General features: G+C 66.4%; 18 protein-coding genes. 3 read left to right on the forward strand and 15 right to left on the reverse strand.

Annotated elements, in window-relative coordinates; genetic code table 11:
• Positions 1-38: 38 nt before the first annotated feature.
• The 5 genes from AC3QL2_RS13380 to AC3QL2_RS13400 are packed head-to-tail and all read right to left on the reverse strand — an operon-like array spanning position 39 to position 6,680.
• Positions 39-1,208, reverse strand: coding sequence for an ABC transporter permease (locus AC3QL2_RS13380; protein WP_493230886.1), 1,170 nt, complete (start codon positions 1,206-1,208; stop codon positions 39-41).
• On the reverse strand, positions 1,205-2,359 hold the full coding sequence (locus AC3QL2_RS13385) for an ABC transporter permease (protein ID WP_493230887.1): 1,155 nt from the start codon (positions 2,357-2,359) through the stop codon (positions 1,205-1,207). Before AC3QL2_RS13385 ends, AC3QL2_RS13380 begins: the two co-directional genes overlap by 4 nt.
• Positions 2,356-4,314, reverse strand: a complete 1,959-nt coding sequence (locus AC3QL2_RS13390) for an ATP-binding cassette domain-containing protein (protein ID WP_493230888.1) — start codon at positions 4,312-4,314, stop codon at positions 2,356-2,358. The genes AC3QL2_RS13385 and AC3QL2_RS13390 overlap by 4 nt, the downstream gene beginning before the upstream one ends.
• 8 nt (positions 4,315-4,322) lie before the next feature.
• The gene (locus AC3QL2_RS13395; RefSeq protein ID WP_493230889.1) at positions 4,323-5,390 is read right to left on the reverse strand and encodes an HlyD family secretion protein; all 1,068 of its coding nucleotides are present in this window, start codon (positions 5,388-5,390) and stop codon (positions 4,323-4,325) included.
• 12 nt (positions 5,391-5,402) lie between these two features.
• Positions 5,403-6,680: a TolC family protein gene (locus tag AC3QL2_RS13400; RefSeq protein WP_493230890.1), complete on the reverse strand. Its 1,278-nt coding sequence runs from the start codon at positions 6,678-6,680 to the stop codon at positions 5,403-5,405.
• Positions 6,681-6,879: 199 nt separating this feature from the next.
• On the opposite strand from AC3QL2_RS13400, the gene AC3QL2_RS13405 reads away from it, so the two are divergent.
• A complete protein-coding gene (locus AC3QL2_RS13405) occupies positions 6,880-7,413 on the forward strand; it encodes a M48 metallopeptidase family protein (protein WP_493230891.1) in 534 nt (177 codons plus the stop codon).
• A 64-nt stretch (positions 7,414-7,477) separates the two neighbouring features.
• On the opposite strand, the gene AC3QL2_RS13410 is transcribed toward AC3QL2_RS13405, so the two are convergent.
• The 9 genes from AC3QL2_RS13410 to AC3QL2_RS13450 form a co-directional block, all read right to left on the reverse strand.
• On the reverse strand, positions 7,478-8,566 hold the full coding sequence (locus AC3QL2_RS13410) for a ComEA family DNA-binding protein (protein WP_493230892.1): 1,089 nt from the start codon (positions 8,564-8,566) through the stop codon (positions 7,478-7,480).
• Between the two features lie 170 nt (positions 8,567-8,736).
• Complete coding sequence (gene rng, locus AC3QL2_RS13415) at positions 8,737-10,191, reverse strand: ribonuclease G (RefSeq protein ID WP_493230893.1); 1,455 nt, start codon at positions 10,189-10,191, stop codon at positions 8,737-8,739.
• 160 nt (positions 10,192-10,351) lie between these two features.
• Entirely contained in the window at positions 10,352-10,951 is a 600-nt protein-coding gene (locus AC3QL2_RS13420) for a Maf family protein (RefSeq protein ID WP_493230894.1), read from the reverse strand.
• Positions 10,952-10,955: 4 nt separating this feature from the next.
• Positions 10,956-11,426, reverse strand: a complete 471-nt coding sequence (gene rlmH, locus AC3QL2_RS13425) for a 23S rRNA (pseudouridine(1915)-N(3))-methyltransferase RlmH (RefSeq protein ID WP_493230895.1) — start codon at positions 11,424-11,426, stop codon at positions 10,956-10,958.
• 46 nt (positions 11,427-11,472) lie between these two features.
• The gene (gene rsfS / locus AC3QL2_RS13430) at positions 11,473-11,841 is read right to left on the reverse strand and encodes a ribosome silencing factor (RefSeq protein WP_493230896.1); all 369 of its coding nucleotides are present in this window, start codon (positions 11,839-11,841) and stop codon (positions 11,473-11,475) included.
• A gap of 4 nt (positions 11,842-11,845) precedes the next feature.
• Positions 11,846-12,496, reverse strand: a complete 651-nt coding sequence (nadD, locus tag AC3QL2_RS13435) for a nicotinate-nucleotide adenylyltransferase (protein ID WP_493230897.1) — start codon at positions 12,494-12,496, stop codon at positions 11,846-11,848.
• Positions 12,486-13,259, reverse strand: coding sequence for a BPSS1780 family membrane protein (locus AC3QL2_RS13440; protein WP_493230898.1), 774 nt, complete (start codon positions 13,257-13,259; stop codon positions 12,486-12,488). The genes nadD and AC3QL2_RS13440 overlap by 11 nt, the downstream gene beginning before the upstream one ends.
• 4 nt (positions 13,260-13,263) lie before the next feature.
• On the reverse strand, positions 13,264-14,064 hold the full coding sequence (locus AC3QL2_RS13445) for a BPSS1780 family membrane protein (RefSeq protein WP_493230899.1): 801 nt from the start codon (positions 14,062-14,064) through the stop codon (positions 13,264-13,266).
• Between the two features lie 107 nt (positions 14,065-14,171).
• Entirely contained in the window at positions 14,172-15,119 is a 948-nt protein-coding gene (locus tag AC3QL2_RS13450) for a homoserine kinase (RefSeq protein WP_493230900.1), read from the reverse strand.
• 81 nt (positions 15,120-15,200) lie between these two features.
• Here AC3QL2_RS13450 and AC3QL2_RS13455 point away from each other — a divergent pair, with 81 nt between their 5' ends.
• Together AC3QL2_RS13455 and AC3QL2_RS13460 are read left to right on the forward strand one after the other, a co-directional pair.
• Entirely contained in the window at positions 15,201-17,201 is a 2,001-nt protein-coding gene (locus tag AC3QL2_RS13455) for a UvrD-helicase domain-containing protein (RefSeq protein WP_493230901.1), read from the forward strand.
• Between the two features lie 222 nt (positions 17,202-17,423).
• Positions 17,424-19,337 (forward strand): hypothetical protein, encoded by a 1,914-nt coding sequence (locus AC3QL2_RS13460; RefSeq protein ID WP_493230902.1) that lies wholly within the window; start codon positions 17,424-17,426, stop codon positions 19,335-19,337.
• 125 nt (positions 19,338-19,462) lie between these two features.
• Here AC3QL2_RS13460 and AC3QL2_RS13465 read toward each other — a convergent pair whose 3' ends face one another.
• On the reverse strand, positions 19,463-21,166 hold the full coding sequence (locus AC3QL2_RS13465; RefSeq protein WP_493230903.1) for a DUF6765 family protein: 1,704 nt from the start codon (positions 21,164-21,166) through the stop codon (positions 19,463-19,465).
• Positions 21,167-21,212: the final 46 nt, after the last annotated feature.

Below are 21,212 nucleotides of genomic sequence, written 5' to 3' on the forward strand. Positions count from 1 at the left end.
CCATTCCGTAGCGGAAGGTGCGGCCTAAGCCGCCGTGCTCAGCCGAACTGACGATCGAAACGGCGCATGCCGGCGGCGAAGACGACAATGCCCAGCCCGCCCATCGCCAGCACCGAATCCCACAGCAGGTCCATGCCGACACCTTTCAGCAGGATGCCGTAGGCGGCGTCGAGGAAGTAGTGCAGCGGCGAGATCCAGGCCAGCCCGCGCATCCACGGCGGCATCGCCTCGATGGGCGTCCATGCGCCGGAGAGCAGCAGCATGGGCATCAGGATCACCACCGTCAGCATGCCGACCTGGGCCAGGTTGCGGGCCACGGTGGCGGCCAGCAGGCCGAGGCCGGCGGTGGTGAACACGTAGAGGGCGGTGATCAGGAAGAAGGTGATGAGGCTGCCGCGCATCGGCAGCTGAAACAGCGGGCCGAGCACGCCGAACAGCGCGATGGCGCTGCCGGCGAGGATCACCAGCGTCATCGCGACGACCTTCGGGAAGAGGATCTGGAAGGACGTCAGCGGCGTGACCATCAGCTGCTCGATGGTGCCGCGCTCCTTCTCGCGGACCATTGCCGCCGCCGGCAGCAGGATGGAGAACAGGGTCACCACGGTGAGCAGCTCGGAGATGCCCATGAACCACGCGTCGTTCTGGTTGGGGTTGTACCAAACGCGGGTGTCGGCCTCGACCAGCGGGCCGGCGATGCCGCCGGACGCCGCCAGCCCTTCCCGCTGGGCGGCGGCTTCGAGGGCGTACTTGCCGACGATCTGTGCCCCATAGCTGGAGGCGAGGAAGCCGAGCACCGAGTTGGAGGTGTCCACCTGCAGCTGAACCGACACCTGTTCGCCGCGCTGCAGGCGTTCCTGGAAGCGTGGCGGCACGTCGAGCACGGCCATCACGTCGCCGTCGTCGAGGCGGCGGATCGCCTGTCGGGCGTCGGCCACGCTGCCGGCGGGCTGGAAGTAGGGCGGCTGGAAGCGGCTCGCCAGCTCCCGTGAGGCGAAGCTGTAGTCGGCGTCGAGGGTGGCGATGGCGGCGTTCTTGAGCTGCATGCTGACCCCGGAGGCGGCCAGGTAGATGTCGCCGGTGAAGCTGTACAGGAAGAACACCATCAGGGCCACGTCGCGGAACAGCTGCAGCAGCTCCTTCTGCGTCATCACCCGCAGGCGGCGCAGCCCGGGCACCGAGAAGAGTCCGCCGTTCGTCATGTCGCTCATGATTTCGGCCTCTTGGTGAACAACAGGTAGCCCAGCCCGAACAGGCCTACCGCGTAGGCGGCCAGCACCAGCACCTCGACCCACAGCGCGTGCCAGCTCACCGCCTTCAGGAAGCAGCCGACGACGATGTTGGTGTAGTACATCGGTGGCAGCGCGTGAGCCAGCACCGATGCCGCCGGCGATAGGGAAGGCAGCGGCAGCAGCACGCCGGAGTAGAGCACCGCCGGGATGATGCTGACGATGCTGGCGACGATCATCGCGGCCACCTGGGTCTGCACCAGCATCGAGATCACCAGCCCGATGCCGGTGGTGCAGATGACGTAGAGCACCGTGGCGAAGGCGAAGAACAGGGGGTCACCCTTGAACGGCGCGCCGAACAGCCAGGTGGCGAGCAGCCACAGGAACATCGCGTTGGCGATGGAAATCGCCACGTAGGGCGCCAGCTTGCCGAGCAGGAATTCGCCCGGCGACACGGTGGACGAGTAGATGTTGAAGATGGAGCCGGACTCCTTCTCGCGCACCACGCCAACGGCGGTGAGGAAGGGCGGCGACAGCATCATGATCAGCATGATCAGCTTGGGCGCCAGCGACCAGATGCTCTTCACGCTCTGGTTGTAGAGGTAGCGGACCTCCAGCTTGACCGGCTGGACCCGCTGGCGCGCCTCGGCGAGCGGAATGCCGCGTACGCGGGACAGGGCGTGGGCCATGTTGTCGAGGCTTACCGCGCTGTTGATCGCCGTCACGTAGCCCATGCTGGTCTGGGTGCGTTCCGGGAAGGTGCCGTCGATCAGCACCTGCACCGGCGCCGGTTCGCCGCGCCCCAGGCGTTCGTCGAAGCGCGGCGGGATCACCAGCACCATGCGCACCTTGTTGTCGGCGAGCAGCGCGTCCACGTCGTGCTCGTCGGCGGCGTAGCCCTGGAAGGCGAAGTAGCGCGACGAGATGAAGCGGTAGGCGTAGTCGCGGCTGGCGGCGGTCTTGTCGTAATCCACCACCGCGAAGGGCAGGTTTTCCACGTCCAGCGTCAGGCCGAAGCCGAACAGCAGCATCAGCATGGCCGGCACGACGAAGGCCAGCGCGAAGAACAGGCGGTCGCGGATGATCTCGCGCCACTCCTTCCAGGCCAGGGCGACGATGCGTTGGCCGTTCATGGCGACCTCCGTCCGGCGTCTTCCAGCGCGGTGATGCGCTGCACGAAGACGTCTTCCATCGACAGCGGGCGCAGGCTCACCGACTGCACCGCGATGCCGGCTTTGTCGAGCAGGGCCGGCAGGCGTTCCCGGTCGGTGTCGGCATCGCGCGACAGCAGGTGCACGGCGCGCCCGTGCAGCGCCACGTTGGCGAAGCCGGCGTCCCGCAATGCATTCTGGGCCGGCACCGGGCGGTCGACGCGCAGCTCCAGCAACTGGCCGGCGCTGGTGATCAGCTCCTGCTTCATGGCCTCCGGCGAGGCGTCGGCGACGACGCGGCCGGCGAACATCAGGGCCAGGTGGTCGCAGTGCTCGGCCTCGCTCATGTAGTGGGTGGTTACCAGGATCGCCACGCCTTCGCGCCGCGACAGGTGAAACAGGATGTCCCAGAACATGCGGCGGCCGATCGGATCGACGCCGGAGGTGGGTTCGTCGAGGAACAGCACGCGCGGCTCATGGACCAGCGCGCAGCCGAGGGCCAGGCGCTGGCGCAGGCCCATCGGCAGGCGGCCGGCGGCGTCGTTCTCGAAGCCGGCCAGCCCGGCCATGCCGATCACCCAGTCGCTGCGCTGGCGTGCGCGGCGGTCGTCGAGGCCGTAGATGCCGGCGTACAGGCGGATGTTCTCGACCACCGACAGGTCGTGGTACAGGGAGAAGGCCTGGCTCATATAGCCGATGCGCTCCTTGATCGCCAGCCCGGCGCTGCGCATGTCGGCGCCGGCGACGCGGCCGGAGCCCGACGAGGGCTTGAGGATGCCGGTGAGCATCTTGATTACCGTGGTCTTGCCGGCCCCGTTGGCGCCGAGCAGGCCGAAGATCTCGCCCTGGGGCACGGCGAAGCTCACCGCGTCGGCGGCGCGGAAATCGCCGAAGACGCGGGTCAGGCCGGTGGCTTCGATGGCCAGCGTCGAGGTCGGCGCGGCGGCGGGGGCGTCGGCTGGCAGGCTGGTGTCGAGGCGGGCGCCGCGCTGGCGCAGCATGGCGACGAAGACATCCTCCAGTTCGGGCTCGCGGGCGAACCAGTCACTGAGATGGATGGTGGTATCGGCAGGGCCGGACGCGGCGAGGCAGGTGTCGACCGCCGCACGCGCTTGGGCCACATCCAGCCCTTCGGCAAACACCCGCAACCAGGCGCCCATCGCTTCGGTCTGCGGGAACTGCGCCTTCAGGCGCGGCAGGGCGTCGGCCTGGGGTTCGGCGCGGAACAGGGCGAGGGTGCCGGGCACGCGGGCGATCAGTTCGGCCGGCGTGCCTTCGCCCATCACCTTGCCCTCGTGGAACAGGGACACGCGGTGGAAGCGGTCGGCCTCGTCCAGGTAGGCGGTGGACACCAGCGCGGTGATGCCTTTTTCCTCCAGCAGCTTGCCGAGGATGGCCCAGAAATCGCGGCGCGATACCGGATCGACGCCGGTGGTCGGTTCGTCGAGGATCACCAGCTCGGGTTCGTGGATCAGCGTGCACACCAGCCCGAGCTTCTGCTTCATGCCACCGGACAGCTGGCGCATCGGGCGGCTGCGGAAGGCGTCGAGGCGGGTCATGCCGAGGAGCATGTTCTTGCGCGCGGCCAACTCCGCGCCTGGCACTCCACGCAGGCGGCCGAAGAAGTCCACGTTCTCCTCGATGGACAGGTCCGGGTAGAGGTTGAGGCCCAACCCTTGGGGCAGAAAACCGATGCGTTGCTTGACCTTCTCGGCGGCCCGCTCGGAATCGATGACGGTGCCGAAGACTTCCACCGTGCCGCCGTCGTGGGCCAGCACGCCGGCCACCGCCTTCATCAGGCTGGACTTGCCGGCCCCGTCGGCGCCGACCAGGCCGTAGATCTCGCCGTGCTGCACTGTCAGCGCCAGACCGTCGGCGGCCACGCGCTTGCCGTAGCGCTTGATGAAGCCTTCGACGCGGATCGCCGGTGCGGACATGGTCTGCGTTACCAGCGTGGGGCCTGCCAGGGCACGCCGTCTTGCCAGCGGATCACCGCGTCGGCGGGTACGCCTGGGGTCAGGCGGTGTTCGGGGTTGGCGTCGAAGTAGAGCTTCACCGCATAGGTCAGCTTGACCCGCTCGTCGGGGGTCTGCACTTCCTTCGGCGTGAACTCGGCCTGGGACGCGATGTAGCGGATGGTGGCGGGAAAGGCTTTGTCAGGGAATGCGTCGGTATACACCTGCGCTGGCAGGCCGAGGCGCAGCTGGCCGATCTGCTTTTCGGGCACGTAGACCTTGAGGTAGAGCTTGTCGAGGTCCACCAGGTCGAAGACCGGCGTGCCGGCGGCAACCATCTCGCCCGCTTCGCGCAGGCGGGTGAGGATCACGCCGCCGGTCGGCGCGCGCAGACTCAGGTCGTCCACCAGGCTGGCGACTTCCTTCGCCCCGGCTTCGGCCTGGCGCAGGCTGGCTTCCAGCGCGGCGACGTCGTTCTCACGGGCTTTCACCTTGTCGTGGCCGAGGTGGGCGGCGCTGAGGCTCTGCTCAGCCTGGCGCAGGTCGGCCTGGGCGGTCGTGTGGGCGAGGCGCATCTGCTCGGCGCGGCGGGGTTCGACGGTGCCGCGCTCGGCCAGCTCGTCGAAGCGCCGGGCATCCTTGGCGGCCTGGGCTTCGGCAGCGCGGGCCTTGGCGAGCACGGCGTCGGCGCTGGCCTCGGCCAGCGGCACTTCGCGGCGGGCAATGGCCAACTGGGCGCGGGCGGCCTGCAACTGGGCGGCGATGGTTGCGACGGCGGCATCGGCCTGCTGCTGTTTGGCGGCGAGCTGGGTGTCCTCAAGCTGGGCCAGTACCTGCCCGGCCTGTACGGCGTCGCCCTCGCGCACTTTCAACACGGCGACGCGCCCGGGCAGCTTGCTGGCCACCGTCGTGTGGTCGCCCTCGATGCGGCCGTTGGCCTGGATCAGACCTTCCGGCAGCGCGCCGCTGCCGGCGAAGCGCTGCCACGCCCAGATGCCGCCGCCGATGACGGCCACGGCCACCAGGCCGATCAGGAGGTTCTTCTTGTCGAATCGCATGGCGGGCTCCCGTCACAGCTCGCCGACGGCCTTCTTGAGCCGGAGCCGGGCGAGGTGGAGATCGTAGTGGGCGTTGAGGTGGTTGCTGTCGGTGAGGCTGCGCAGGGCTTCCGCATCGAGCACCTCGGTGTGGGTGCCGACGCCGTTGCGGTAGCGGTCGCGGGCCACCCGCAGGTTCTCGTCGGCCTGGGCCAGGGCAGTGCGGGTGGTGGCCAGGCGTTCGTCCGCCTCACCGACGGCCAGCCATTCCTTGCGGACTTCCAGCGCGATCAGGCTGGCCGCGTCGTCTTGCCGCTCGCGGGCGGCGCGGGCGCGGGCCGTGGCGGCATCGGCGCGGCGGCGCTGCACGCCGCCGTCGAAGATGTCCCACTGCACGCCGACCGTGAGCTGCGCGATGTCCTGGTTGACCCGGTAGCGGTTGTCCTCGTGCAGCACGGCGGCCTTGATACCGACCTGTGGGCGGGTGCCGGCGCGCTCCATCTCGGCTTCGTGGTCGGTGGCTTCGGCGTGGGCGCCGAGCAGCGCGATTTCCGGACGCAGGCCGCGGGCACGGGCTTCTAGGGCCGCGATGTCCGGCCGCCCGGACATGTCGCTGGCGGGTTCGGCGAGGTCCACCGGGTTGTCGAGCGGGCGGCCGAGCAGGCGGTTGTAGGCCGCGGCGGTGAGTTCGGCGGCATTGCGGGCCTGGGTCCGGCGCTGGCGCGCATCCGCTTGGGAGACGGCGACCGACAGGATGTCGTTGCGGGCGACCAGGCCCTGCTTGCCGAGTTCGGCTACGTCGGCGGCGTGGGCGTCGAGGGCGGCCAGGTGGCGCTCGGCGGCCGCCAATGCGCTACGTGCCCGCAGAACGTTCAGGTAGGTTTCGGCGACGTCGAGCTTGATGGCCTGCTCGCTGCGCGTGCGCTCGAAGCCGCTGGCCTGCACGCCGGCTTCGGCGGCATTCACTGCGGCACTGATGCGGCCGCCGGTGTAGACCGGCAGCGTGGCCTGCAGCGCGTGGGTCGCGTAGTTGCGTTCCGACAGCGGCATCTGGTCGGGCAGGTTGATGCCGGGGATGGACGGCAGGCCGATCAGCGCGGCCGGCTCCCTGCTCAGCATCGTGTAGCTGGAGCTGGCAGTGGCTTTCGGTAGCGCCAGTCCGCGGGCGGCAGCGCGGGTGGCGCGGGCCGCGTCGGCTTCGGCGTCGGCGGCACGCAGGCGGGCATCCGCGGACAGGGCCTGGCGCCATGCGTCGGCCAGGGTTTCAGCTGACCAGGCCGGCAGCGTGGCGGTGAGGAGCGCCGCCAGCAACGCGGGCCGTATCAAGCGGCACGGGCTTGTGGCAGGTCCAAGGTGGAAACGGGGAGCCTTCATCGAATCCTCCGCCGGGTAATTAATGACTTGTCGGTCAGTAAATTACGCCGACAGGATGGACTCCGCATTGCGGAAGATCAAAGTGACCCGGCGTCAACCGCTAGAATCGCCTCCTTCCGTCTTGTTTGCGTCGCCGATGTCCGTTCCTGTGTCCCTCAAATACCTTTTCGGTTACCCCGAGCATCTGGTCGGCCAGGTGCGCGAGCTGCTGGAAGACGGCCGCCTCGGCCCTTGGCTGCTGAAGAAATACCCCCAGCCCCATGGCGTGCGCAACGACACGGCGCTCTACGAATACGTGACGGAGCTGAAGGCGCGCCATCTGCGCAATGCGGAGCCCCTCAGCAAGGTGGCTTTCGACGGCAAGCTGCAGACCATCCACAACGCGCTGGGCACCCACACCACGGTGGCGCGGGTGCAGGGCGGCAAGCTCAAGACCAAACGGGAGATCCGCGTCGCCAACCTGTTCCGGGAGGCGCCGCCGGAATTCCTGCGGATGATCGTAGTGCACGAGCTGGCCCACCTGAAGGAGCGCCAGCACGACAAGGCCTTCTACCAGCTGTGCTGCCGCATGGAGCCGGATTACCACCAGTTCGAGTTCGACGTGCGGGCCTGGCTGTGCTGGCTGGAGGCCACCGGTGATGGCGTATGGACGCCGGGCACGCGCCCCTGAAATGAACAAGGCCCGGCGCCGGAGTGATCCGGGCCGGGCCTCGCGGCGCTTGCCGGAGCGCTGCTTACAGGCTCAGGTTGTTCTTCAGCTTGTCGAGCAGCTTGGCGCCGATGCCCTTGACCGTCAGCAGTTCGTCGATGGTCTTGAACGGGCGGGCGGCGATGATGGCTGCGGCGGCTGTCTTCGACAGGCCCTTCAGTGCGGCCAGTTCGGTCTTGCCGGCGGTGTTGATGGAGACAAGGCTGGTGGTATCAGCCGGTTCAGCCTTGGCAGACTTTGCGGAAGCCTTGGTGGCGGCTTTCTGTGCGGTCTTGCCGGCTGCCTTCGGCTGGGCGACGGGTTCGGCAGCCGGTTCGGCCTTGACGGGCTCGGGCGCGGCGCTGGGTTCTTCGTCGGCGCTCCAGCTGACCGGCAGTGAGAAGTTGGCGAAGTCGCGGGTCGCGTAGCCGGTGGCGGTCCATTCGCGCAGCAGCAATGCCACGTGCCAGGTGCCGACCGGGCGGGCGGCCAGCGGCAGCGTCAGGTCGAGGTCTTGCCAGCTGCGCTGGCCGGCCAGGGAGCCCAGGTTGGCGGCGGCCAGCTGGGTGCCAGCGGGCGTGCCGGCCGCGTAAGGAGCAGCCAGGGCCCACAGTTCGAGGGACAGGGTGCCGCTCAGGTTGTCGCTGGCGCGGGGGTTTTCGAGGCTTTCCACACGCATGCCAACGCTCTGTTCGCCGAGGCTGAAGCCGGAGGCGCCGGCCAGGCGCGGCTGTACGAAGCTCTCCGCGCGCGGGAAGTTGGCGAAATCCTGAACCGCGTCGAACTGGCCGTCACGACCGCTGGCGAGGACCAGCACCATGCTGTGCTCTGCGTGGCCGGCGGGTGGCAGGGCCGCGGTGAAGGCGCTGACCCAGCTCTGGTTGAGGCTGTCGAGCTGGCCGACCGGTAGCTCGGCGACCTTGGTGCCGCGGACCGGCTCACCGGCGAAGGGCGTCTCGCAGGCCCACAGCTGCAGTGCCCATTCCTGATCGGTGGTTGCATCGGGATTACCGACCAGCAGCTCCGCGTCGAGGCGGACGCTGTCGCCGTCGAAGGCGTAGCCGTGATTGAAACCGATGCGCACTGCGCCGGCATGCTGGCCGGTGGTGGCCTGGAGAAGGTTTTGGGTATGCATTGCAAGTGGTCCTGCCTGTATCGAGGCGCCGGATTTTGAAGGCGCTTTGATTGCATCGTCAATCACTGGCCGATTGAATATTTCGATGCACCGACGAGGGGCAGAAAACCGCCGCAGGCCGCGCCAAATGTAGGATGCGCTACATAGGTGCGGCAATGCGGACGTCGTTGTCAGAGCAGCACGATATCGAACTGTTCCTGGCCGTAGCTGGCTTCCGGATGCAGGGAAATGGCCTTGCCTATGAAGTCCGATAACATGCCGAGCGCTTGGGACTCCTCTTCCAGGAACAGGTCGATGACATTCGGCGCGGCGAGTACGCGGAACTCCCGGGCATTGAACTGGCGTGCCTCGCGCAGCAGCTCGCGGAGGATCTCGTAGGCCACGGTGCGGGCGGTCTTCACCTCGCCACGCCCGTTACAGGTCGGACAGGGTTCGCACAGCAGGTGGGCGAGGGATTCGCGGGTGCGCTTGCGGGTCATCTCCACCAGGCCGAGGGTGGTGAAGCCGTTCACCGTCATCTTGGTGTGGTCGCGGGCCAGCGCCTTGCGGAACTCTTCGAGCACCGCGGTGCGGTGTTCCGGGCTTTCCATGTCGATGAAGTCGACGATGATGATGCCGCCCAGGTTGCGCAGGCGCAGCTGGCGGGCGATGGCCTGGGCCGCTTCCAGGTTGGTCTTGAAGATGGTGTCGTCGAAGTTGCGCGCGCCGACGAAGCCGCCGGTGTTCACGTCGATGGTGGTCATCGCCTCGGTCTGGTCGATGATCAGGTAGCCGCCGGACTTGAGCTCGACCCGCCGCGCCAGCGCCTTCTCGATCTCCGCCTCGACACCGTGCAGGTCGAATAGCGGGCGCTCGCCGGTGTAGTGGTCGAGCAGCGGCAGCACCTGCGGCATGTACTCGGTGGCGAAGCCGGTCAGCTTCTGGAAGTTCTCGCGGGAGTCTGCGACGATCCGCGTGGTGGCGTCGGTGACCAGGTCGCGCAGCACCCGCTGGGCCAGGTTGAGGTCCTGGTACAGCACCGTGGGCGGACGGGCGCCGACGCTGCGGTTCTTGATCTCGGCCCACAGCTTGCGCAGGTAGGCGATGTCGGCGGCGAGCTCCTCGTCGCTGGCGTTCTCGGCCATCGTGCGGACGATGTAGCCGCCGGTCTCGTCGCTCGGCAGCAGGCGCGTGACGCGCTCGCGCAGGGCCTCGCGGCCGGCCTCGTCGCCGATCCGCTGGGAAATGCCGATGTGCTTATCCTGGGGCAGGTAGACCAGCATCCGGCCGGCGATGGAGATCTGCGTAGACAGGCGGGCGCCCTTGGTGCCGAGGGGGTCCTTCAGCACCTGGACGATCAGGTTCTGCCCTTCCGACAGGATGCGTTCGATGGGGCGCGGCGCGTCGCCGTGGTGGCGGTCGGCCCAGATGTCGGCCACGTGCAGGAAGGCGGTGCGTTCGAGGCCGACGTCCATGAACGCCGACTGCATGCCGGGCAGCACGCGTACGACGCGGCCCAGATAGATGTTGCCGACGATGCCGCGGCTCGCCGTGCGTTCGACGTGGACTTCCTGCACGACGCCCTGTTGCATGAGGGCGACGCGGGTTTCTTGAGGGGTGAAATTGATCAGGTATTCGTCAGACATGATGCGAGAAGCAAACGGTGATGGGCGATGGCACATCGCGTGGATGTGCCATCGCCGATCGCCGCTCGTCCGGCATCGGCTGCGCGGGGCGTGTCGCGCCAGCTAGCGTGTGGTGGTCTTCTCCTCCGATAGGCGGCCGACTCTTGTTGGTCGGCGTCAATCAGAGAGGATAGCCGAATTCCTGCAACAGGGCGGCAGTCTCGAACAGCGGCAGGCCCATGATGCCGGTGTAGCTGCCACGGATCTCCTCGATGAAGACTGCAGCGCGGCCCTGGATGCCGTAGGCGCCGGCCTTGTCGGCGGCCTCGCCGCTGGCCACGTAGCGGCGGATGTCCTGCTCATCCACGGTGCGGAAGCGCACTTCGCTGGTCGACAGGCGCTGGGCATAGCGCTGGCCGTCGCTGACCACCACAGCGGTGAGAATCTGATGGCTGCGGCCGGACAGGGAGCGCAGGATGTCCACTGCGTGCTCCGCATTGTCCGGTTTGCCGATGATCGCCCCATCCAGCTCCAGCGTGGTGTCGGCAGCCAGCAAGAGGCGCGGCGGCAGGCTGCGCCAGCTGATCCGCTTGATGCCGCCGACGGCCTTGGCCATGGCGACCCGCTGCACGTAGGTGAAGGCGTCCTCGCCGGGTAGAACGTCCTCGTTCACATCGGCGTCGGCTCGCGCTCCGCTGCGGAACAGCAGCGGTTCGAAACGGACATGGATCTGCTTGAGCAGTTCGCGGCGACGGGGGCTGTTGGAGGCGAGGTAGATCACGACATCATTCCCGGTGATACGGATGGTTCTTCGACAGGCTCCAGGCCCGGTACAAGGCTTCGGACAGCATCACCCGCACCATCGCGTGGGGCAGGGTCAGGCTGGACAGGCGCATCGTCTCGTGGGCGGTGGCCTTCAGGGCCGGGTCGAGGCCGTCCGGTCCGCCGATGATCAGCGCCACGTCGTCGCCGACGTCCTGCCAGCGCTCCAGGCGCTTGGCGAGGGCCTTGGTGGTCAGGTCCTCGCCGCGTTCGTCGAGGATCAGGCGCCTGCAGCGCGGCGGCAGGGCCGCCTCGATGCGGGACGCTTCGAGGGCCATCATGGCTTCCACGGTCTTGCCGGTGGTGCGGGGCTCGGCCTTCACCTCGACGAGCTGCAGTGGCAGCTCGCGTGGCATGCGCTTGGCGAAGTCGTCGAAGGCGGTGTCGACCCAGGCCGGCATGCGGGTGCCGACCGCGACGATCAGGAGTTTCATGGGGCGGGGGGCGGCGCCGGTTGCGCCGCGGGTCGTGCGGTAAGGATCAGGCGGCGCGGGCCGCGGCACTGCCGGGACGGGACGGGCGCGCCGGCGTGGCGGACCACAGCTCTTCCAGGTTGTAGTAGGCGCGGACGGCCGGCTGCATGACGTGCACGACGATGTCGCCCAGATCCACCAGTACCCATTCGCCGGAGTCTTCGCCTTCCACGCTGATCACCGTGAGGCCGGCTTCGCGGGCCTTGTCGGCCACGTTGCGGGCGAGGGAGCGGGTCTGGCGGTTGGAGTCGCCACTGGCGATGACCACCCGGTCGAAGAGCGAGGTGAGGCGGGTGGTATCGATGACCTGGATGTCCTTGCCTTTGATGTCTTCAAGGGCGGAGACGACGAGTTGTTCGAATTGGGTGATTTCCATTGATTCAGAGGTAGAGTTGGTGCAAGGAAATATAGTCAACAACGGCCGGCGGGAGCAAATAGCGCAGGCTCTGGCCGGCAGCGTGGCGGGCGCGGATGTCGGTGGCGGAGATCGCCAGCGGGGTCATCGCGAACTGCACCAGCGAGCCGGCCGGGCGGCCTTCGAGGGCGTCCAGCGTGCCGTGGCGGCGGTGCGTGAGTTCGGCCAGCTCCGGTGCCATGCGTGCGCTGTCGAGACTGTAGCCGGGGCGGTTGGCGACGGCCACGTGGGCGAAGTCGAAGAGTTCGTGCCAGCGCTTCCAGGTGGGCAGGCCGAGCAATGCATCGACGCCAAGCAGCAGCACCAGCGGCCGCGTGGGGCCCAGCTCGGCGCGCAGGCGTTCGAGGGTCAGGATCGTGAAGCTCGCCTGCGCGGCCTCCACTTCCGCCGGGTCCACGTCGAAGGCCGGGTTGTCCGCGGTGGCCAGACGGGCCATCGCCAACCGGTCTGCGGCGCTGGCGCCGGGGGCGTCCCGATGCGGCGGCTGGCCGGCGGGAATGAAGCGCACCGTCTCCAGGCCGAGGGCTTCGCGGGCTGTTTCGGCGAGGCGCAGGTGGCCGTAGTGGATCGGGTCGAAGGTGCCGCCGAAAAGCCCGAGGGCGTGTTCAGCTGGCATCGTCAGGGCCGATGCGGTCGAACACGTCCAGCGCGTTGGCGTAGAAACTGGCGAAGACGACCGGGATGAAGACGATCGGGAAGGCCAGCGCCGGCAGCAGGCTCAGCAGTGGCGAGACCAGTTCGAGCACGCTGACCAGCACGCCGGCGCCCAGCGCCACGCCCATCAGGCCCAGCCCGAAGGCTAGGAAGGCGCGCCAGTTGCGCAGGCACGCGACGAAGCTGAAGAACAGCGCCTTGGTGGCCGGGATGCGCCCCCAGCCGGCCAGCAGCGGCGCAAACCAGTAGGCCATCATCAGCGGTGTCGAGCCGACCGTGCTGACCAGCAGTGCGACGATGAACGCCGGGTCGTCGAGGGTCTCACCCCAGCTGGTCTTGCCCATCACGGCCTTGAACAGCTTGCTGTTCACCTCGGCATCGAACAGCGTGCTGAGGCCGAGCACGATTAGCGAGCCGATGAAGTAGATGCCGCCGATCTTGACCTGCTCCTGCAGGTTCTGGCGGAAGCCGGAAACGAGGATTTCGGGCCCGGCCTTGCGCCGTTCGGCGACCGCCTTGCAGCCGTTGAAAATGCCCAGCGACAGTGCCGGCATCACCAGGAACATGATGACCTGGCCGATAAGGGGAATCGCGGCGACAAGCAGCAGCGTCAGCGAGCTGCCGAAGACCAGGAAAGTGACCAGCGCCGGGTTGCGCCGCCACAGGGCGAAGCCATCGGCGATCCAGGCCCAGCCGCGCTGGGCCGGTAAGGTGCGCGCCTGCATCCGCTCAGTCCGTCTCTGCCGGAGCCGCGGCGGCGTGCGGTGAGACCAGCGCCGTGTCGCCGAAGACGTCCTGGTAGGACGCGTACAGTGTGCCGGCGAGCACCGGAACAAGGATTAGTACGCCGAGGCCGGCGGGGATCATGGCGACCCAGATCAGCACGTAGATCAGCACGCCCAGCACCACGAAGGCGCCGAAGTTGCCGAAGCAGGCCGAGAGGGACATCTTCATCGCATCCAGTGGCGGGGTGTCGCGCAGCACCACCAGCGGGGCGGCGAACCACAGCGCGGTGATCAGCAGCACCCACAGCACCGAGAACACGATGCTGCCGAGCAGCACGCCACTGACCAGGCCCATGCCCATGCCGGCCAGCGCGCCGAGGATGTAGCCGGTGAGCAGCGCGCCGCCGCCGATCAGCACCGACACGAAGCCGGCGAGCAGGCCACCGAGCAGGTAGAACACGCCCACCAGCGACAGGTTGCCGGCATGTACCTTGAGGCCGGCGAACAGGTGTTCGACGCGCAGCGCCTTGCCCTGGGCCAGCGCATGGCAGCCCAGCACCATGCCGGCGACCATCACCGGGAAGCCGATCAGCACCACCGCCCAGCCGAGCAGCGGCACCAGGCCCAACACGAACAGCATGATGATGAAGATCACGCTGATGGCGACCCACACCCCCGGATTGCGGGCGAAATAGAACCATCCGGCCTTCAGCCAGACCAGGCTTTCGAAGGGCGAAACATGGCGCGGGCGCGGATGGCGCGCGGCGTTGTGGGGATGGTGTGCCGGGGCAGCCGGTTCGGTCATTGTCGGGCGTGGGAAACGGAGTGAAAAATCAGGATGTTGCGCTGCGACGAGATGCTAGCCCAAATCCCCCACCCAGTTCAAACGGGCAAAACCCTCGCGGCACGTTTTCAGGCCGGCAAAACCGGCAGCGCATCGGCATGGGAGCGCAGTTGCAGGATGCGCCGGTACTCGCCCGGATCCTTCACCAGCACCATCTCGCCGGGGCGCGGCAGGTGGAAGTCTTCCAGCCGCGACAGCCAGAAGCGCAGCGCGGCGGCGCGCAGCACGGCCGGCCAGGCGTTGCGTTCGGCGGCGGTGAAGGGGCGGGCCTCGGCGTAGCTGGCGAGCAGCGCCGTTGCGCGGGCCGCATCGAGCTGGCCGTCGGCGTCGGCGCACCAGTCGTTGACGGTGACCGCCACGTCGAACAGCAGCGCATCCACGCCGGCGAAGTAGAAGTCGATGACGCCGCCGACGAAATCGCCGTCCCACAGCACGTTGTCGCGGAACAGGTCGGCGTGGATCACGCCTTGCGGCAGCGCGCGCAGGTCGAAGCCGGTCTGGAAGGCCAACTCGGCATCGAGTTCGGCCTGCTCGTCGGCGGGCAGATGGGTGCGCACGCGGGCCGCGCAGTCGCGGCGCCATTCCGCGCCGCGCGGGTTGGCCTGTTTGCGTCCGAAGGACTGCCCGGCCAGATGCAGGCCGGCCACCATCGAGCCGATGCGCGCGCAGTGGGCGACGGTGGGCGCCATCTCCGACTTGCCGGCGAGGCGCGTGACCAGCACCGCCGGCTTGCCGGACAGGGTGCCCAGGTATTCGTTGTCCCGGTTGGCGATCGGCGCCGGCACCGGCAGGCCGTGGCGGGCCAGGTGGGCCATCAGGTGCAGATAGAAAGGCAGCTCGGCACGCGGCATCGTCTCGAACAGCGTCAGCACGTAGCGGCCGAGGCTGGTGGTGACGAAGAAATTGCTGTTCTGCACGCCGGCGGAGATCCCCTGCAGAACATCCAGGCGGCCAATGGCGTAGTTCCGCAGCCAGACCGCGAGGTCGGCGTCGGTGACGGGAGTGAAGACGGACATGGTGCGAAGAGCTTACATCAGGCCGGTCGCTGCGGCGCGGTAGAATGCGCTCCCGCTCCACCCGATGTCCGCAGCACGCTCATGTCGCTCCTCCTCAATGCCCCGCAACGCGAAGCCATCCATTACCTGGACGGCCCCTGCCTGGTGCTGGCCGGCGCCGGTTCCGGCAAGACGCGGGTGATCACCCAGAAGATCGCCTACCTGATCAGCGACTGCGGCTTCAACCCGCACAACATCGCCGCGATCACCTTCACCAACAAGGCGGCCAAGGAGATGCTGGAGCGCATCGAGAAGCTGATGGGCGGGCGCGCGGTCAAGGGTCTCACGGTGTGTACCTTCCATGCGCTCGGCGTGCGCATCGTGCGCCAGGAGGCCGCGCTGCTCGGCCTCAAGCCGCAGTTCTCCATCCTCGACGCGTCGGACACCACGCAGATCATCGCCGAGATGACGGCCAACACCGACAAGAACCGCGCCAAGGCCCTGCAGTGGCAGATCTCCAGCTGGAAGAACGCCCTCGTCGAACCCCACGAGGCGGCCCACCTGGCCAACGACGAAATCTCGTCCGCAGCCGCGCTGCTCTACATGGAGTACGACAAGACCCTGCGCGCCTACCAGGGCGTGGATTTCGACGATCTCATCCGCCTGCCGGTCAAGCTCTTCGAGGAGCACCCCGAGGTGCGCGAGCGCTGGCAGAACAAGCTGCGCTACCTGCTGGTCGACGAATACCAGGACACCAACCGCGCCCAGTACCGGCTGATCAAGCTGCTCACCGGCGTGCGCGCGGCCTTCACCGCGGTGGGCGACGACGACCAGGCCATCTACGCCTGGCGCGGTGCCGACGTGGAGAACCTGCGCCAGCTGCCGGTGGATTTCCCCAAGCTGAAGGTCATCAAGCTGGAGCAGAACTACCGCTCCACGACGCGCATCCTGCACGCCGCCAACACCGTCATCGCCAACAACGAGAAGCTCTTCGAGAAGAAGCTGTGGTCCGAGCACGGCGCTGGCGACCCGGTGAACGTGGTGGCCTACCAGACCCCAGAGCACGAGGCCGAGGCGGTGGTGATGAAGCTGTCCGCCCACAAGTTCGAGAACCGTACCCATTTCAAGGACTACGCGATCCTCTACCGCGGCAACCACCAGGCCCGCCTGTTCGAGCAGCAGTTGCGCAACCACAAGATCCCCTACGCCATCTCGGGTGGGCGCAGCTTCTTCGAGAACGCCGAAATCAAGGACCTGTGCGCCTACCTGCGCCTGATCGCCAACGAGGACGACGACCTGTCCTTCATCCGTTCGATCACCGTGCCGCGTCGCGGCGTGGGTGCTGCCTCAATCGAAGCCCTCAGCCGCTACGCCTCCAACCGCAACATCAGCCTGTTCAGCGCCGCCTTTGAGGAGGGCGCCGCCGAGCACGTCAACGCCCGCCAGCTCGAAACCGTGCGCGAGTTCTGCCACTTCATCAACCGCATGGCCCACCGCGCCCCGCGCGAACCCGCCGGGCAAGTCATCAACGACATGCTGAAGGCCATCAACTATGAAGCCTGGCTGTACGAAAGCTGCGAGCCCCGCGAAGCCGAGACCAAGTGGAGCAACGTCGGCGACTTCACCGGCTGGCTCGGCCGCAAGGGTGAGGAGGACGGCAAGACCCTGTCGGACATGATCCAGACTATTAGCCTGATCACTATGCTCGACAAGAACGACGAGGAACTCGACCAGGTCCAGCTCGCCACGTTGCATGCCTCCAAGGGGCTGGAGTTCAAGCACGTCTTCCTGGTCGGTGTCGAGGAAGGGCTGCTGCCCCACCAGTCGTCCATCGACGAGGACAAGATCGAGGAAGAGCGCCGCCTGATGTACGTGGGCATCACCCGCGCCCAGCGCAGCCTGACCATCAGCTACTGCGAACGCCGCAAGGCCGGCCGCGACGTGCGTACCTGCGACCCGTCGCGCTTCATCGACGAGATGGGCATGGAAGGCATCAAGCGCAGCGACCGCAAGAACCCCGAGCCGGTCAGCAAGGAAGACGCCCGAGCACGCATCGCCAACCTGCGGGCGATGCTCGGTAAAACAGGTGGTGGTGCCGCCTGATCGGGGGCTATTCGGCTTCGCGCTAATAACAGTTTTTTAGATGTCCCCTATTTCGCCAATTTATGGCGAAAGCAAAGCAAGGGTAAGTCTCGGGAAGTTTAGTTTCATTTTTTTATATTTCAAATGAATGCATGGTAAATGCGCTCCATTTTCTTGAAAGCATAGTGATCACTGCCTACCCTGAATAATAAAGAGTCTCGAAGAACAGACGGGAGGTGTGTCATGCGGCAGCGGATCATGGTCCTGCTGGGCGTCTTCCTGGCAGGTTGTGGTGGGGGTGGCGGTGGCGGTTCGACGCCACCGCAAGCGACCGGAATTTCAGAGTCCTATTATCCGGTGCTCACCGGGGCGGATTGGGTTTACGACGTCAACTCCATCTCTCCGGATTCCTCGGTTTCCACCTATATCAATGAAATGCAGATCACCGGGACGCAGCCTGTCGCAGGTGTTAATGCCTGGGTGTTCCGAGAAAGCAATCCATCGGGGGACGGGGTCGCCGTCGACAGCTATTACGCCAAGGATGCGCGGGCCTTCGTCTATTTGGGAGACAATTCCCCGGCAAGCTGGGTCAATGCGATCATCAATCAGGTGGACTTCATGCGTTTCGACGGCACGTTCAGCCAGACGCCGTTGCTCGACCGCAAGAACGTGGACATCGGTACTGATCTGGACGGGGATGGCAAGGACGAGCACGTAGACGTCAAGGTGACCGGCGTCGTCGAAGGTTACGAGACATTGGTGCTCGGGGCTGGTAGTTTCTCCAATGCTGCACGGATCCGTTACGACATAGCAGGCACCCTGACGTTGTCTGCTGGGGGTTCTGTGCCCGTCGCGGAGACCGTCCACGAATGGCGTGCCGATGGCATAGGGACCATCCGCCAGCTTGTCAAAGCCACTGTCGGTACACAAACCAGCACGGAGACGTCCGATTTGCGCGCGGTGTCCGTCAATGGCATCAAGGGCGGGGTATTTCCGCCGCGCGATCTTTTGGGCGTGTTGGCTAACGGAGACTCCGATGCAACCCGGCCCGGCGGACCGGCCCTGTCCAGCGATGGCATACGCTATTTACTCGTCAGTAACCGCCAGGGCGCCAGTGGTCGACAATGGATCGGCCAATTCATCGCTGCCGACGGGGCGTTGCAGCAGAATATCGCCCTCTCCGGCGCGGCTTTGTCCAGTCTGGAGGGTGCGCCTGCTGTTGCCTCCAATGGCAATACATACATGACGGTCATGCGTGATGAGGCTGGCTTGCACGCACAACGGGTAAGTAGCGACGGCGTAGTGCTGGATCCTTACCCTGGGGCCGTCCTGGCGGCGAACGGCCGCTTTCCCGCGGTGGCCTACGGCAACGGACAATATCTGGTGGCCTATTACAACTACGATCCGGTACAGAGCACCATTCGCGGCGTGCTCGTCTCGTCCAGCGGTGTCGTCGGGGCTGACTTCCTGATCGGAACGGCCATTTCCGGCTATTCGGATATACCAGCGGTCGCTTTCGATGGGCGGGACTTCATCGTAGCCTGGGAAACCGGCTCATCCGGCCTGCCTGACCACGACATTGTGGCCGCACGGGTGAGTACGGCGGGGGCTCTGCTGGATCTCGTGCCCATCGCCATCTCTACCGCTCCCGACATGCAATTCGCGCCCCGTGTCGCCTGTGACCCGGTCAATTGCCTGATCACCTGGATAGATCGTCGTAACTACGTCGGTCTCAACTACTCCTCGCCAGGCGACATGTACGGGACCTTCATCACCCGCGAAGGTGTGCTTCTTAACGGACCGCCGGCCAGCGGCGGGCTACCCCTTGCCGTTGGCATTACCACCAATTCCGGTGATTCGTCCCTGGTCTTCGCGGCCAGCGGATACGTACTGGCTTGGTCGCAGGGAGCCTACGTCAACAATCCGGGTGGCCCCACCGGTGTGTACGCACGGTGTATCGGTGCCGACGGCAGTGTCTCGCCAGCGGCCCCCGGCCTTGCCGTCAGTGGGGCCCCGCAGGCCAGCACACGCCTCTATTACCCGGCGCTGGCGTCGATTTCCACAGGCACCCTGGCTGTGTGGTTGAACAACAGCGAAGTGATGGGGGACTCCAAGAGTATTCGTGGTGCCCTGATGTGGCCGCCCTTGTCCCGCTGAACTGCAGGGCATGACGGCGGGGCTCCGTCGCCATGCCCTCCTCGGTCTGCTGCGTCGTCCCACGCGAACAGGATCAGTGCCGGACTCCGGAAAGAGCGCGGCGGCGGAGCCTGCGCTGGAATGTCTCAGCTGGCGGCCTGGACGAGCCAGTCGTTGAAGTGAGGATTGTTCGGATCCGGCTCCCAGACCTGCAGCTTGGTGCTATCGCCGAACTGGTTGTCTTCAAGCTTGAGCACGTGATCCTCATCCACCCAGATCGACAGATGGCGGGGCTGTTTCGGCCAGCCTGCGCCGATGTTCGTGGAGCTCACCGATAGACGGAACGCATAAGGCTGGTCGCTGCTGCGGGCGAAACCATCCTTCACGCTGAGGTACTTGCCGATGCGCGCGTTGTGGAAGGTGAACAGATCGTCGCCGTCTTCATTCTTCCCGATGTACTTGGGCGTCCAATGGACTTCGGGCGTGGAATGCTTGCGGTCGTACAGCTGGATGGGCGTGCCGCTCTCCCGGCTGTCGTTCTCCACCTCGACGACGGCCTCCTTCTCGTTCATGCGCGGTGCGATGAAACAGGTCTTGTCCAGGATGTGCTTCAACTCTGCGGCCCCCACAAAGGGCACGGTGCCGAGCAGACGGCCCAGCTTATGCTCGCCGAGGTAGGTGTCCACGAAGTCCAGGTGCTGTAGCGCGGCGCCATGCCACGCCGCGTATGCGCTGCCGCTGATGGGCTGATTCCTGCCCAGCAACGCTTCGGCCTCTTCCTGGTATTGGGCTTCCTGGTAGTCCGGCGGTGCTGCTTTCAGCAGGGCGTGCTCGAACCGTTGGCCATTGAGTCTTTCCCGCCAGTTCTCGCAACGCTCGTCGGTCCAGTCCGACAGAATGTAAGCCGTGCGCTCGCCAACGCTCTCGCCCTTCGGGCGCAGGCGGATGATCTCGTCCACCGTGGCAAAGACCGCGCCGGAAACACCGAGCCTGCTGAGCAGCGCATCGTCGGACAGGCCGTAGGTGTATTCCGTGCCGGTCCGGATGCAGTACAGCGCATGGGCCATTTCCCGGAAGGCCCGGCTGTACTGGGTGGGGTTGTCGCGGGTGATCGTCTTGTCCGACCAGCGCGGCTGGTACAGGAAGGTGATCCACGGGTAATCAGGCAGATGGCCCATGCGGCCGTGCCCGGTGAAGCTGAGTGAGTTGTAGTTGCCCGATCCGCCGGTCTTGTCGAAAAAGCCCACCTCAATGTTGGTGATGTTGCCGCTCTTGTCGTAATACTGCCCATCGTTGTGCACGTCATTCACATGCCAGGCCGCCGAGCCGCAAAAGTGCTGGTGTGCAAAGGTGTCAATCAGCACATGCATGCGGATGCCGATCATCTTCAGATCGTGCGAATGATTCCTGAGCGTGTCCTCCACCATTGCCAGCGCGAGCGGGCTGCCGGGCAGGCACATGGACTGGAACTGCAACTGGGCCAGCTCGTCGTTGTAGTTCCACGCGCCATAGACGGACGAATCGGACTGTGGCCCCTTGTAGGGCACCGCGTAATGGGGGCCGATATTGCCGGGCAGGAAATGGAAGGCCGTCCACATCCGCCGGTGGCGGGCGATCTTGTTCGGATTCCAGTCGTTGGCCGAGCCCACCGCCGTTTCCTCGTGGGGATCGCTGGATAGGGTTGGCAATACCGTGGCGATCGTCTCGATATCGGCCGTCTTGATCTGCCGGATCGGCGTCGCGTCATCGATGTACTGCGCGGCATGCGCGATCGATGTGGCATCGGTGGTGTTGTAGCCTGCAACGACGGCTGCTACGTAGGTGGCGTAGTAGTGGAAATCGATATCCATGGATTGCCTCGCTGAAATCTCATTTTGGGGGACGGCACACGTGCCG

It is taken from the genome of Zoogloea sp. GW822-FHT05C07 (assembly GCF_058800215.1).